The 13055-nt window shown below is 69.3% G+C and carries 13 protein-coding genes, 1 tRNA gene and 1 pseudogene; 14 read left to right on the forward strand and 1 reads right to left on the reverse strand.

The genetic code is table 11. From position 1 onward, the window contains the following. Nucleotides 1–64 precede the first annotated feature (64 nt). From RKD20_RS20090 to RKD20_RS20110, 5 genes are all read left to right on the forward strand, one after another. Nucleotides 65–850, forward strand: coding sequence for a Pr6Pr family membrane protein (locus RKD20_RS20090; protein ID WP_424878915.1), 786 nt, complete (start codon nucleotides 65–67; stop codon nucleotides 848–850). Between the two features lie 34 nt (nucleotides 851–884). Beyond that, nucleotides 885–958, forward strand: a tRNA-Pro gene (locus tag RKD20_RS20095). A 191-nt stretch (nucleotides 959–1149) separates the two neighbouring features. Next, on the forward strand, nucleotides 1150–1461 hold the full coding sequence (locus RKD20_RS20100; protein ID WP_424878916.1) for a hypothetical protein: 312 nt from the start codon (nucleotides 1150–1152) through the stop codon (nucleotides 1459–1461). Between the two features lie 548 nt (nucleotides 1462–2009). Continuing rightward, nucleotides 2010–3629, forward strand: coding sequence for a multicopper oxidase family protein (locus RKD20_RS20105; protein WP_424878917.1), 1620 nt, complete (start codon nucleotides 2010–2012; stop codon nucleotides 3627–3629). Between the two features lie 168 nt (nucleotides 3630–3797). Further along, nucleotides 3798–4286: a DUF4396 domain-containing protein gene (locus tag RKD20_RS20110; protein WP_424878918.1), complete on the forward strand. Its 489-nt coding sequence runs from the start codon at nucleotides 3798–3800 to the stop codon at nucleotides 4284–4286. A gap of 118 nt (nucleotides 4287–4404) precedes the next feature. On the opposite strand, the gene RKD20_RS20115 is transcribed toward RKD20_RS20110, so the two are convergent. Further along, nucleotides 4405–5013 (reverse strand): TetR/AcrR family transcriptional regulator, encoded by a 609-nt coding sequence (locus tag RKD20_RS20115; protein WP_424878919.1) that lies wholly within the window; start codon nucleotides 5011–5013, stop codon nucleotides 4405–4407. A gap of 20 nt (nucleotides 5014–5033) precedes the next feature. Between RKD20_RS20115 and RKD20_RS20120 the strand changes: the two genes are divergently transcribed. From RKD20_RS20120 to RKD20_RS20160, 9 genes and pseudogenes are all read left to right on the forward strand, one after another. Beyond that, on the forward strand, nucleotides 5034–5228 hold the full coding sequence (locus RKD20_RS20120) for a hypothetical protein (protein ID WP_424878920.1): 195 nt from the start codon (nucleotides 5034–5036) through the stop codon (nucleotides 5226–5228). A 123-nt stretch (nucleotides 5229–5351) separates the two neighbouring features. Further along, complete coding sequence (locus RKD20_RS20125; RefSeq protein ID WP_141594967.1) at nucleotides 5352–6245, forward strand: phosphorothioated DNA-binding restriction endonuclease; 894 nt, start codon at nucleotides 5352–5354, stop codon at nucleotides 6243–6245. 64 nt (nucleotides 6246–6309) lie between these two features. Then, nucleotides 6310–6588, forward strand: a complete 279-nt coding sequence (locus tag RKD20_RS20130) for a CopG family transcriptional regulator (RefSeq protein WP_039657654.1) — start codon at nucleotides 6310–6312, stop codon at nucleotides 6586–6588. Continuing rightward, a complete protein-coding gene (locus tag RKD20_RS20135; protein WP_424878921.1) occupies nucleotides 6585–7010 on the forward strand; it encodes a hypothetical protein in 426 nt (141 codons plus the stop codon). The genes RKD20_RS20130 and RKD20_RS20135 overlap by 4 nt, the downstream gene beginning before the upstream one ends. A gap of 893 nt (nucleotides 7011–7903) precedes the next feature. Then, nucleotides 7904–8362 carry an HIT family protein gene (locus RKD20_RS20140; RefSeq protein ID WP_424878922.1) on the forward strand — a complete coding sequence of 153 codons (459 nt, stop codon included), beginning with the start codon at nucleotides 7904–7906 and terminating at the stop codon, nucleotides 8360–8362. 55 nt (nucleotides 8363–8417) lie between these two features. Further along, nucleotides 8418–8609, forward strand: a pseudogene (locus RKD20_RS20145) (helix-turn-helix domain-containing protein); the annotation flags it as partial. Nucleotides 8610–8675: 66 nt separating this feature from the next. Then, complete coding sequence (locus RKD20_RS20150) at nucleotides 8676–9734, forward strand: hypothetical protein (RefSeq protein ID WP_424883504.1); 1059 nt, start codon at nucleotides 8676–8678, stop codon at nucleotides 9732–9734. A gap of 300 nt (nucleotides 9735–10034) precedes the next feature. Beyond that, nucleotides 10035–10709 (forward strand): toll/interleukin-1 receptor domain-containing protein, encoded by a 675-nt coding sequence (locus RKD20_RS20155; protein WP_424878923.1) that lies wholly within the window; start codon nucleotides 10035–10037, stop codon nucleotides 10707–10709. Next, nucleotides 10706–13021 carry a hypothetical protein gene (locus RKD20_RS20160; RefSeq protein WP_424878924.1) on the forward strand — a complete coding sequence of 772 codons (2316 nt, stop codon included), beginning with the start codon at nucleotides 10706–10708 and terminating at the stop codon, nucleotides 13019–13021. Before RKD20_RS20155 ends, RKD20_RS20160 begins: the two co-directional genes overlap by 4 nt. Nucleotides 13022–13055 lie beyond the last annotated feature (34 nt).

Below are 13055 nucleotides of genomic sequence, written 5' to 3' on the forward strand. Positions count from 1 at the left end.
AAGGCGTTAACCCACACGGTCCGCCCGTATCGCCCCTTTTGCGATGTATGCCTAATGTGAAGGCATGACCGCGCCAATACCGAGGGACATCCCGGACCTCCCCGCCCTCCAGGGCATGCCCGCCTTCCTGCCGTCGCCCGTCCCCGCCACGGCGGTGGTGGCTCCCGTACGCCATCCCGTGACCGCCGCCTACCGGGTGCTGCTGGCCCTGGTGGCCGCGGGGACCGTGACCGTCGAACTGCTCCTGGGCAGCACCGTCCGCACCCTGAGCTACTTCTCGATCCAGAGCACGATCCTGCTGACGATGGTGCTCCTGCTGTCGGCGCGCAGGGCCTGGACCGCCCGCCGCCCCCTCCCGTCCGCTCTGACGGGCGCGGCTCTCCTCTACGTCACGATCACGGCCCTGGTCCACCACGTGCTGCTGGCGAACGCGGCGAGCCCCTTCCTCCTGACCGGCGAGGCGGCACACCCGACGGGCTGGCACGCGGTGACCGCCCACCTCCTGCACACGGCGATCCCCGCGGCGGCCCTGGCGGACTGGCTCCTGCTGACACCCCCCGGCCGCCTGCACCTGCGCCAGGCGGCGACGTGGCTGCTCTACCCCCTGGCGTACCTGCTGTTCTCCTTCACCCGAGGCGAACTGATCCCCCCGGGCACGCCGGCCCGCTACCTCCACCCCTTCCTGGACGTCGACCTCCACGGCTACAAGAACGTCCTAGGCAACGCCCTCCTCCTCGGCCTCTCCTTCTACGCCCTCGCGATCCTCCTGGTCTCCCTCGACCACACCCGCCCGAACCCCACCCGCCACCGCGCCAAAACCGGATTTCGTCTCCAGCCACCGGTGGGCTAAAGTAAACGACGTCGCCGCGACGAGCAGCGACAATCGGGGTGTAGCGCAGCTTGGCAGCGCGCTTCGTTCGGGACGAAGAGGTCGTGGGTTCAAATCCCGCCACCCCGACAGTGAAGTACCAGGTCAGGGGCCTGATCCGCTTAGCGGGTCGGGCCCCTGAGTGGTTCAGGGGGCCATTCTGGGAGCCATTTGGGAGCCGACTTCCGGATGCGGCTCCCGGATTCCTCGCGCCTCGCCCGCCGGCCGCCCCCGCCTGACGGGCCGTGAGCTCCTCACCGGAAGCGCGCGACACTGAACCTGTGAACATCGAGCTTCTCGTCGTGCCCGACTGCCCGCACGCCGGGCCCGCGGCCGAGTTGCTTCGCCGAGCGCTCGTCAGCATCGGCCTCGACGGCACCGCGTTCACCACGCGCGTGATCTCGGATGCGCGCGAGGCCGAGGCGGCGGGTTTCACCGGCTCGCCGAGCTTCATGATCGACGGGCGGGATCTGTTCGCCGAGCCCGGCCGCACTCCGTTTCGCGGCCTCGCCCCTCCAGCCGCCGACTTACCCCCGAGGGGTATATTGCCGACAACGGGCCTTTCCAAGCACCAGCACGGACGGAAGCCATGACGACAGCCGACCACCGGCGAGGCAGCGCCAGCAGCGCCGTACTCCGGTGGATGCGCGCTGCCGTCATCGCGCTGATGGCGGCGCTCGCTGTCCTCGTTCACCACGAGACGGCCGCGGCCATCACCCACGTGCCGCGCACCGTGACCTCGGACACGACGAGCAGCCTCGCGGGGCTGCACCACGCGGCCGTAATGACCCATTCCGTACACACGAACGGGCACGCCACGTCGCCGGGCGCCCCGACCGCCACAGCTACCGCCGATCATGGGGCGTGCTCTGGCACGGTGATGCAGCACTGCGCCGCCGCCGGTGTCGACAGCGTGAAGCTCGTACCTCCTCACCACCCTGCCATCAGCTGCGCTCCGGCGCTCCCTACCGGAGCAGCCGCCGGCCGCGACGTCCCGGGAACGACGGGCCGGGCACCACCCGATCTTTCGGTCCTCTCTCGATTGCTGCTGTAGGCCGCGCCCTCGGCTGCGCGCTCACCGTGCGCTCGGCCGAGCCCGCACGCGACCGAACAGAAGCGATATCGAGAAGAGGACACCCCTGTGAACAGCATCAACCGCCGCTCCGTCCTGCTGGCCGGCCTCAGCGTCGCGGGCGCGGGCGCGCTCGCCGCCTGCAGCGGCTCCAGCAGCACGCCTGCCCTGATCAGCCCCTCCGGGCCGGCCGTCGCTACCGCCGACAAGAAGCGCACCAAGAGCGGCAGGACACACGAACTGGCCCTCACCGCAGCACAGGCCAAGGTCGACCTGGGCGCCGGACTCACGGCCAGCACCTGGGCCTTCAGCGGCCAGACCCCGGGCAAGGAGGTGCGCGTCTCGGCCGGTGACACGCTCGCCGCCACACTGTCCAACCAGCTACCGAACCAGACAACCACCTCCATCCACTGGCACGGCATCGCGCTGCGCAACGACATGGACGGCGCACCGCCGGCCACCCAGACCGCCGTCCGCGCCGGCCGCAACTTCACCTACCGGTTCACCGCGGACGCCCCTGGCACCTACTTCTTCCACCCGCACGTCGGCGTCCAGCTCGACCGAGGCCTGTACGCGCCGCTGATCGTGGAGGACCCCAAGGAGCCACTGTCGTACGACGGGGAGTGGGTGGTCGTCCTCGACGACTGGCTCGACGGCGTCACCGGTACCCCGGACGACGCCTTCGCCGAGCTGAAGCAGGGCATGGGCGGGATGCACATGGGCGAGGATTCCGGCAGCTCGGCCGACTCCTCCGGCCACGGCATGGGACACATGGGCGGAATGGACTTGGGCAGCGGCACGGGCGCGGCGAGCAGCTCACCGTCCCCGACCTCCGACGGAGGCATGTCGACGAAGTTCATGTTGATGGGCGCCCAGAGCCCACTGCTCGGAGGCGACGCGGGCGACGTGAAGTACCCCCACCACCTGATCAACGGCCGCGTTCCGGCCGACCCCGAGGTCTTCCGCACCAAGCCCGGCAAGCGGGTCCGGCTGCGCCTGATCAACGCCGGCGGTGACACCGCGTACCGCGTCGCCCTTGGCGGCCACCGGCTGACCCTCACTCACACCGACGGCTTCCCGATCCGGCACCAGCAGGTCGACGCCGTGCTGATCGGCATGGGCGAACGCTACGACGCCCTCGTCACCCTGGGCGATGGCGTGTTCCCGCTCGTCGCACTGGCGGAGGGCAAGAACGCCACCGGTATGGCGCTGGTCCGCACAGGGTCGGGCAGCGCGCCGAAGCCGACAACGCGCCCGAAGGAACTGGACGGAACCATCATCACCGCGTCACAACTGCGCGCGGCCGACGACGTAGGCCTGCCGTCAAGGAAGGCGGATCAGGTCCACCGCATCGCGCTGACCGGCGGCATGATGACGTACAACTGGGCCATCAACGGCAAGCGGTTCGACATGGACAACCCGACCGCGAGCCCGATCACGGTCGAGCAAGGCCAGCGAGTACGGCTGGACTTCGTCAACACCACCACCATGTGGCACCCGATGCACCTCCACGGCCACACGTACCAACTCGGCACCGGCGGCCCGCGCAAGGACACCGCGATCGTCCTCCCGCGGAAGACTCTGTCGGTGTTCTTCGACGCCGACAACCCGGGCCAGTGGATGCTGCACTGCCACAACGCCTACCACGGCGAAGTCGGAATGATGGCCCTGGTGGCCTACCAGAGCTGATCTCGAGCACGCCGGTTCACTGCGCCCCGCCGCCAACCTCACGTTCAGGAACGGGATACAGACGTTCACTGCCAGAAGCCCTCGACGGTATACCCCTGGGGGGTATACCGTCGAGGGCTGTGGGGCCCCGGAACGGGTCACGCTGGACGGGAATTGGAGATGAAGGTCATGGACCACACCGCTCATCACACCGGCACCACGCACGACCACGGCGCTCACGCGGGGGCGTCCTGGTCCATGGCGGTGAAGGCGACGCTGCACTGCCTGACCGGCTGCGCCATCGGGGAGATCCTCGGCATGGTCGTCGGTACCGCACTGCTGTGGGGCAACGTGCCCACCATGGTCCTGGCGATCGCGCTGGCGTTCCTCTTCGGCTACTCGTTCACTCTGTTCGCGGTCATCCGGGCCGGCCTCGACCTGACATCCGCGATCAAGGTCGCGCTGGCCGCCGACACCGTCTCGATCGCGGTGATGGAACTCGTCGACAATGCAGTCATCGCCCTCACGCCGGGCGCGATGGACGCCCACCTGTCCGACGGGCTGTTCTGGGCAGCCCTGCTGGGCGGGTTCGCGGTCGCCTTCCTGATCACCACGCCGGTCAACAAGTGGATGATCGGCCGCGGCAAGGGCCACGCCGCCATGCATGCCCACCACTGATCACCAGACCACCCCGCATGTCCGTGGCACTCCCGAGAGCGCGGGAGTGCCACGGACGCGTTCGCCATTCAGGACCGGCACCAGGCCCGAGGGGGGCCGGCACGGCGACGTCGCACAGTCAGGGGGACGGACGCAAACCGTCCACCGTGACCCGGACGAGCCTGCGCACCGTATCCTCGGACGGCAAGCCACCCGCCGCAGCCAAGGCGTGCAGGCAGTAGGCAGCCAGTTCCTCCGGCGCCACGTCGTCCCGCACCTCACCGGCCCGCACACCCTCGGCGAGCAGGTCACCGATGAACCGGCGCAGATGCTGCTCACCGTGGGCGACATGCTCCCCACGGTGCAGCACGGCACCGATCTCCGGATCGTGACCATGGCGCCGCTGCTGGATGAAGGCGTAGGCGACTAGCACCGCAGTCAGCCGTTCGCCGGCACTGCCGGGCTGGTCCCGGAGTGCGGCCAGTTCCTGCAGATGACCGGAGATCTGCTGCTCATGCCAGGCCGTCATGATCGATTCGACGTCCGGGAAGTACTTGTACAGCGTGGCGCGGCCGATCCCGGCCCCCTCGGCGATCCTCGACATCGTCACCCCGCGCAGCCCGTGCTCGACCACCAGGGCGGCGGCGACCTCAAGCACCGTCTCCCGTACGGCGCGGCGGTGCTCCTCGATCGTCTCGTTCCACAGCTTCGGCGCCCTGCAGTGTACGAGTTGACCGACTGGATACATGATGACTTGACGTAGACACTGTGATCACCCGCCTGCGCGAACTCACGCAGAGCGGCGACTACGCCTACTACGTCGAGATCGCGCACTTCATGGCCGGCCTTCCGTTCCCCGAGCACACCGCGCGAGTTCGGTGGATCGATGGAGAACGACAGACGCGCGAACGATGGCGGCACCTGGTTGAGAACCGTCGCAGTCGCCTCGGCACGACTCGTTAGGCCGCAACGGGCAACGTCGCACGAAGCCAGTGACCCCACGATGTCCGGGCGCCATCCGGGAGTCGCCCCGCTCCCCATGCCCCCTCGAAACCACCGCACCCAACGCCACTACGATCGCCGGTCATGGACTGGCTGGAGCGTGCCGCGAAGCTGAGGCAGTGGAGCAGAAGCGGGACCCGCGCTCCGCACAAGCCGCTGCTGTTTCTGTACGCGCTCGGGCGTTTCCAGCGGGACGCCGACGGTGAACTGCGGTACAGCGCGGTGGAGGACGACCTCAGACGGCTGCTGGCCGAGTACGGTCCGCCCAACAGAACGACGCCCGCCTACCCGTTCCACCATCTGGTGAGCGATGGCGTGTGGGAGGTGCGCACCGATCGCGGACCGGGCAGCCCCGGCAGCGGCGTGCGGGAGCTGCGGGAGATCGGAGCCGCAGGGCGGCTGACGCCGGAACTACGGGCGGCGCTGCGGCGCGAGCCGTCGTTGCTCGGCCGGATGGCACGGGTCCTGCTCGACCTGAACTTCCCTCCCTCGCTCCACGGCGATCTCTGCGAAGCCGTCGGCCTGGAGCTGGAGCCGACGGAGAGCGAACAGTTCTCGGCCGTGCGCGGGCGGCGGGATCCCCGGATGCGGGAGCAGGTCCTGACGGCATACGAGTACCAGTGCGCCTTCTGCGGCTACGACGGCAGGATCGGCGCGGTGCCGGTCGGGCTGGAGGCCGCGCATGTGCGCTGGTGGGCGTTCGACGGCCCTGACGACGTCGACAACGGCCTGTGCCTGTGCTCGCTGCACCACAAGCTCTTCGACAAGGGCGTCCTCGGCATCGGTGACAGTCACCGCATCCTGGTCTCGCAGCGCTTCGTCGGCCACAGCCCCGCCGCCCGCGAGCACGTCATAGCGCTCGCCGGCCGCCCGCTCATCGGACCTCAACCGGGTGCCAGTCCCGTCGCGGCGGTCCACCGCTCCTGGCACACCAGCCAGGTCTTCCACGGCAGCCCACGCCCCGCCCCGGCCGCCTGATCGCCGAGCGCCTATCACGTGACCCGCTGGTAAGGAGTGCGATACCGGGAGTATGGTCTCTTGTATGGCGACGAAGAAGGTAACCGTGACGATTCCCGAGGATCTCCTGGACGAGATCCGCGCGGACGCGGCAGAGCGGGGCCTGTCGGCGTATGTCGCCGAAGCGCTGCGCTTCAAGCGTGACCGGGACCGGCTCCTGGAACTGGTCGACTGGCTGCAGGAAGAGCACGGCCCCATCACCGAGGACGAGCATGCGGCAGCGCTCGTCGAGCTGGACGAACTCGACGCCGAACACGAGCGGCGTCGAACCGCCGGAAAGCACAACGCCGGAGAGGCTGCGTGAAGAAGCGAGCCGCCGAGCACGGACAGCGACCCCTGCGCGTCTTCGTACTGGACTGTGAAGCCCTGTCCCTTGCGGTACGCGGCGACCGGAAGATGATCGCCTGGCTCGACCTCGCGGCACGCGGGGAGGCCGAAGTGGTGACGTCCCCGATGACACTGGTCGAGGCGTACGACGGCAGAACGACCGAGCAGCGCTGGGACTGGGTACTGCCCCGGCTCCAGGTCGTCGACATCGGGAAGGACGAGGCCCGCCAGGCGCGTCGCCTCCTGGCCGACGCCAAGTTGCACGGCCACAAGTACGCGATCGCCGCCGTGCTCGCCGTCATCGCGCGACAGCAGAAGGGACAGGTCACCGTCTTCACATCGGATGTCGACGACCTGGAGAAGCTGGTCCCGGACACGATCGTCGTCAAGAAGGTCTGACCCGACCCGCGCCCCTCCAGCGCCCGCACCCACGCTGGTGAGCACCCGCGATGCCATCGCGTACTTCGTCCGGACCACATCGGCAGTCTCCGATGCCAGGCAGCGGACGGCGAACAGAGTGGCCGACTCGACTTCCTGGCACTGGTGGGCCGGTGAATTGCCTTCGGATCGCAGGGCTGACTCTCCAGCACCATCCAGGCAGCAGCACCCTTGGGAGCCATCTGGGAGCCGCCCTGCTCCCGATACCCCCTCCACACCACCCGAGACCAACCGGGACCACCCGCCTGACCTGCGCAAACGCAATCCAGGCAGGAAAGATCATTAACCGAGCCTCATTCGGGACGCAGAGGTCGTGGGTTCAAATCCCGCCACCCCGACAGCCGAAACATCAGGTGAGGCGCCTACCGCATTCGGTAGGTGCCTCACCTGTTTGTGCCTGTGTGTCCAACTGTGTGACTAAGGCCTCTGCGTGTCTACGAGCGTCGTTCCTGCGTGCCGACGATGCCGCCTACGACGACAGCGCCGGTCTGGATCACAGGCCGGATCTGCTTCCGGTAGCCCTTCTCGACCTTGGCTGTCCCGCTGCATCCAGTCGGTCTCGTACTGCGCGGCGAGGGCGACCCGGGGGCGAAGACCGCCACGTGGTCGCTCGGACCAGTCCGAAGGTGCTTGGTGGTTGTTGCCTGGTAGGTGAGCGTCCCTCCCGACCCAGGAGCGGTCAAAGACTGATCCAGTGATGCCGCTACCTGATGCCCGTCGCGTCCCGGGCCTTCCCCACTTCCGCGAATGCGGCACGGCCGCCTGTTCGGCCGGGTGCGCCCCGGGTATGTCTTGCCGCGTGGCCCGAGATCAACCGGGCTCCAGGTACGACGCGGAAGCCGAGGAAGCAGAACGTGACGACAGAAGCGAAAACCGTCCCCGGCGACAGATTCCGTGAGACCGACCGGGCGGCGTCGCCAGAGGGTTGCCCGTTCTGTGCCATCGTGGCCGGCCGGGCTCCGGCCCGAGTCATCCGGCACTGGCCGGACTCCCTGGCCATCGTGCCGCTGTCCGCGGTCACGGCGGGCCACACGCTGGTCATTCCCAAGACGCACGTCGCCGATATCGGGGTGGATCCGGCCGTGTCCGCGACCACCATGCGCCGTGCTGCCGAACTGGCGGCCGAATTCGGTGCGTGCAACATCATTACCTCACGCGGCGCACTTGCCACACAGTCGGTATTCCATCTGCATCTGCATCTCCTTCCCCGCCGCCATCATGACGGCCTCGCGCTGCCCTGGGCCACTGGGCCGGAACGTCATGATTCCGCCGAGCCCCTGCGTTTCAGCCATCGGTCATTGGATAAAACGTGAGTATTACTGCGGGGGTGCGGGAGTCTGGCTTGAACTTCCGCCCCCAGAGGGGGGCATGGTGCAGAGGACTTCTTTTGGCGCTGAGTTACGGAAACGTCGCGTCGCATCCGGTTGGTCACTCGATGACCTCGCCCGGCTGATCAGTTATTCGAAAGCGCATTTGAGCAAGGTTGAACGAGGACACAAGAACCCCAGCCCGGATTTCGCTCGTGCGTGCGACCGCGCCCTGAAGGCGGACGGTGAACTGGCCGCCTTGCTTCCCGCGCGGGATCGCCCGGGACTCGACGCACCCAAAGCACCGACCGAATGGTCGATGCCCTGGGTCCTTCGGCTGTCGGTCGACCACGGGAACGACTTCGTCGCCTACGACGAGCAGGCGCTCGCCGAGTCCTCGGTGACGCCGGGGGTGATGTCCTGGCGGCTGGCGTCCTCCTCGGTGTTTGACGTCGAATGCAGAGAGGCGCTCACACACTTCTCGTCCCTGTTCGCCGAGTGCCGCAACCTGGGCCAGTCTTTCGGTCCCGTGGTCGTCACCCAGATCCTCGTCACATCGATGAACGCGTTGCGCGGCCTCGCCGCCGGCGCGTCCCGCGGAGCCGACCGGGAGGCGGCCCTGCGTCTGGCCGCTCGGTATGCCGAGTACACCGGGTGGATGACGCAGGAAGCCGGTGACGAGAAGGCCGCACTATGGTGGACCGACCGCGCCGTGGCGCTGGCCGACGCGGGCGGTGACACCGAGTTCGCCGCCTACACCCTGGTGCGGCGGGCCGATGTCGCGCTGTACCGGATGGACGGACGGGCCACGGTGGAGTACGCGCGCATCGCCGAAGAGCGGTCGCACAGCAGCCGTATCCGGGGCCTCGCCGCGCAGCGCAGGGCGCAGGGTCATGCTCTGCTGGGTGAGGACGCCGCGTGCTTCCGAGCCCTGGACCGCGCCGCCGCCCTCATGACCCAGGCAGCCCGAGGCGCCGGGGCGGATCCGTCGGCCGCGGGCGCCGAACCGGTGATCGGCAGCATGCACCTCGCCGGACTCGCCGACTTCGTCACGGGCTGGTGCCTGCACGACCTCGGGCGTACGGCCGAGGCTGTAGGCCGTCTGGAGGACAGCCTCGACGCCGTCCCGACCCGGGCCCGCAGGGCGAGGGCCCGGTACGCGGCGCGGCTCGCGCTGGCCCTCGCCGAGGCCGGCGAACTGAAACCCGCCTGTGCCGTGGTCGAGGCGGTGACGTCCTCGGTCTCAGTGGTCGACTCGGCCACGATCCGCTCCGATCTCCAGCGGCTGGGGCGCCGGCTCAACCGCTGGCCGCGCGACCCCGACGCCCGGCTCGCCGCCGGTCGTATCGCGGAGGCCCTGCACGTCACGGACGGCTGACCACCGAGCCCTCCTTTCCGGGCGGGGCATCCCTGGCCGGTTCCGCCCCTGTCCGTCACCTCTCGAAACGGAACGGTGACTCACTGTTCCGCGCGGTGGCCCTGCGGGAAACGCAGTGCCGCCTGCTGTCCCGCTTCTTCTCCGCCCCTGGACGAGTGTTCCGTTTCCCCGGGCAATGGGCCGGGGAAACGCATTGACCCGCCCTTCTCAGGCTGAAAATCTCGCCAGAAACAGGCGTGTTGTCCGCTCTGCCGTCGGCAGGCGTAAGTGCTCTGCGCACCACTAGTGAGGAGTCACCCGATGGCGAAAATCTTCATCAACTACAGGACGGGTGACGGTGGGCGAGCCCCTGAACTCGTGGACGAACGACTCGTCGACGTCTTCGGCGAGGAAAACGTTTTCAGGGACCGCCGGTCCATGCGGCCGGGAACGGATTTTCCCGACCATCTCCGTCGGGAACTCGAGTCGTGCATCGTTTTTCTCTCTCTGATCGGACCTCACTGGCTCGACATTCACGACGAGGAGACCGGAATGCGCAGGCTCGACGTGCCGAAGGACTACGTCCACGACGAGATCGCGACCGCCCTCGCACTGAACAAGGTCGTCATTCCGGTACTGCTCGACTCGGCACTCCCCAAGGCGAAGAAACTACCGCCGGCCCTCGTAGGGCTCGCCGACCGGCAGGTCCAGCCCCTGCGCGAGGGCTACGCGCACCACGACCTCAGCACCCTCATCGACGTCGTCCAGGAGTACGTGCCTGCGAAGAAGGCGGCGAAGAAGGCGGCGAGGACACCGGAGAAGAAGGCCGGGAAGAAGCGCGACAAGGAGCGCGGGACCGAGCGGAAGCGCGAGACGGACGGAGCCTTCGCCAACGCGAAGATCACCCGCAGCGCGGTCAGCGTGGGCTCGACCGCCGTCTACAACGAGCACGCGGAACTGCGGGACGGGAACAGGAAGGGAAGGCGGCCGGCATGAGCGACCAGCCAGCGGAGACTCCCGTGCCGGAACCTCCGCAGCCCCCGGAGCCCGCCTCCGGGGCCCCGGCCACCGCCGAGCCGGACCGGGCGCCCGAAGGAGGGGAGGACGTGCCCGACGGGGACGCCCCGCCGGCCGGCGCCCCGCCGGCCGGCGATCCGGCGGCCGGCGGGGCAGCGGCCGAGCCGGACGGCGGGCGGGCCGGCGCGCAGGACCCCGCGGCCGAGTCCGACGGCAGGTCCGCGCCCGAACAGCAGGCCTCCTTCGAGGAGTCCAGCGCCGTCCGGGCACGGCACAGCCTCATCAAGGCCCACCGCGGTGCGGTCGGCGTGGGCTCGACCGCCGTCTACATCGAGAGCAACTACAGCGGGGACGGCGCTCCGCAGAAGACCCTCGTGCAGGCGGTCCCCTTCCGCGAGGACGTCGTCACGGCGACCTATGTCGCGGTCGCCGGACAGGCCGAGCTGGAGAGCAGCCTCGAACAACACCGCGTCATCGTGCTGTGCGGGGAGGAGGGCACCGGGCGCAGGGCCACCGCGACGGCCGTCCTCACCCGGTGGAGCCAGCCCCGGTACGCGGTCAGCGCCCTCTACCGCGAGGACGCCGACGTCGTGCTGGGCATCTGCGAACAGGCGGACGACGTGCTGGAGGAGGGGCACGGATACCTGGTGGACACGGGTGCCTGGCCGGTCACCGCGAAGACGCTGGAGCGCCTGGCCCAGGTGATGGAGCGGGCGCACGCGTACCTGGTCGTCACCGGTCCGCAGGCCGGCTTCCCCGGCACGGCCGGCGACGTCCCGGTCTTCGAACACCCCGGGCCCGACTCCCTGCTGGTGCTCGAAGCCCACCTCAAGGTCCTGGTGACCCGCCACCGGCTGCACTGCCGGCGCGACGAGGAGGACGGCGGACAGCGGTGCGACGTGGACAGCACGGCACGGTTCCTCGACCGGGTGACCGGCGACGAACAGTTGCGGAGCACCCTGGGCCTCGCCCGCTCGGTGACCGGGGTCGTCCAGCTGGCCCGCGTCCTCGCGGAGAACATCCACGCCCCGGACGAGGACCTCGGGGACGTCATCGGCCAGTGGCGCGACTGGCTGCGCCTGCTGGCCAGGGAGATGCTCGGGCTGGACGCCGGACGGGACGAGAAGGGCGTACCGGCCCCCCAGCACCAGGCCTTCCGGATCACCTACGCGCTCTTCAACGGACACCCGCTGTCCGACATCGTCGAGGCGGGCGACCTGCTCAGCCGGATCATGCTGCCCCACTTCGGCATCGCGGAGGAGGACCTGGTCCACCACATGGCCGAGCAGAACATCAACCGGCTCGTGCCCCAGGAGATGAGGGCCTCCGAGGCCGCCGCGGCCGATGCCCGGAACGCCTTCCGGCAGGCGCTGCTGGTGCACGACCAACTGCTGCAGACCATGCTGGAGAGCACCTGGGACGCCTACAGCCGACTGCGCGTACCCCTCCTGGACTGGCTCGACCTGCTGGTCGGCGGACGCGGTCCCGGCCGGGAGCGCGTCCGGGTCAGGGTCGCCCAGCTGGTGGGCCTCCTCATGGGCCACGACTTCGACTTCGTCTACCAGCGCCGTGTCGGCCGGTGGGCCAGGTCCGACTCCGGGGTGCGCCGCGTGTGTGCCGCTCTGGCACTGGAGATGGCCGCGGCGGAGGGCGGTGCGGCGGATCGCGTCGCCTCCCGCGTGCACGACTGGGCCCGCAGCCCCGGGACGGCGTTGCAGGACAGCGCGGCCCGCGCCTACGGAACGTCGATAGGCCTGCGGGACGTCCCGGCCACCCTCACCGAACTGGGCAGACTCGGCCGCAAGCCCGACCAGGTCGCGTTCAGCTCGATCGCCTTCTCCACCGCCTGGCTGTTCCTGGCCGGCCAGGTGGAGGAGGTGCTGGCCGAACTCGACCGCTGGGCGACGGCACGCGACGAGTACCTGCCGCGGCACGCCGTCCGCACCATGCTCGCCCTGGGCCGCTACACGGTCAGCGCGGACCGGCCGGGCCGGCCCGCCCTCGCCGAACTCGCCCTGGCGAACGACAAGCACGCCGAGTTGCTCGTCACGCTCCTCAACCGCGCGCTGATCACCGGGGAGACCTCCACCCGGGCCTGGAACCTGCTGGCCCGCTGGCTGCCGGCCGCGGACGGCGAGGGCAACGAGGACCTCGCCGCGCTCTACGAGTCCCTCGCTCCCCGCATCTTCACCGGCCCGCTGAAGGGGCGTGCCCGGTTCCACCTGAACCGGGTCTGGATGCCTCGCCACGAGGACTCCGCGACCCTCCGTCAAGTCCTCGCCGCCGTCTGATCCGACACCACCGACCGACCGTACGAAGGGACAC

The sequence above is a fragment of the Streptomyces sp. SLBN-8D4 genome, from assembly GCF_049739545.1.
Taxonomy (GTDB): Bacteria; Actinomycetota; Actinomycetes; order Streptomycetales; family Streptomycetaceae; genus Streptomyces; species Streptomyces canus_C.

Excerpts from the sequence above, each read along its gene's own strand:
- RKD20_RS20130 (WP_039657654.1), top strand. The coding sequence starts at position 6,310 with ATGGCGACGAAGAAGGTAACCGTGACGATTCCCGAGGATCTCCTGGAC.
- RKD20_RS20155 (WP_424878923.1), top strand. The coding sequence starts at position 10,035 with ATGGCGAAAATCTTCATCAACTACAGGACGGGTGACGGTGGGCGAGCC.
- RKD20_RS20090 (WP_424878915.1), top strand. The coding sequence starts at position 65 with ATGACCGCGCCAATACCGAGGGACATCCCGGACCTCCCCGCCCTCCAG.
- RKD20_RS20110 (WP_424878918.1), top strand. The coding sequence starts at position 3,798 with ATGGACCACACCGCTCATCACACCGGCACCACGCACGACCACGGCGCT.
- RKD20_RS20160 (WP_424878924.1), top strand. The coding sequence starts at position 10,706 with ATGAGCGACCAGCCAGCGGAGACTCCCGTGCCGGAACCTCCGCAGCCC.
- RKD20_RS20115 (WP_424878919.1), bottom strand. The coding sequence starts at position 5,013 with ATGTATCCAGTCGGTCAACTCGTACACTGCAGGGCGCCGAAGCTGTGG.
- RKD20_RS20150 (WP_424883504.1), top strand. The coding sequence starts at position 8,676 with ATGCCCTGGGTCCTTCGGCTGTCGGTCGACCACGGGAACGACTTCGTC.
- RKD20_RS20125 (WP_141594967.1), top strand. The coding sequence starts at position 5,352 with ATGGACTGGCTGGAGCGTGCCGCGAAGCTGAGGCAGTGGAGCAGAAGC.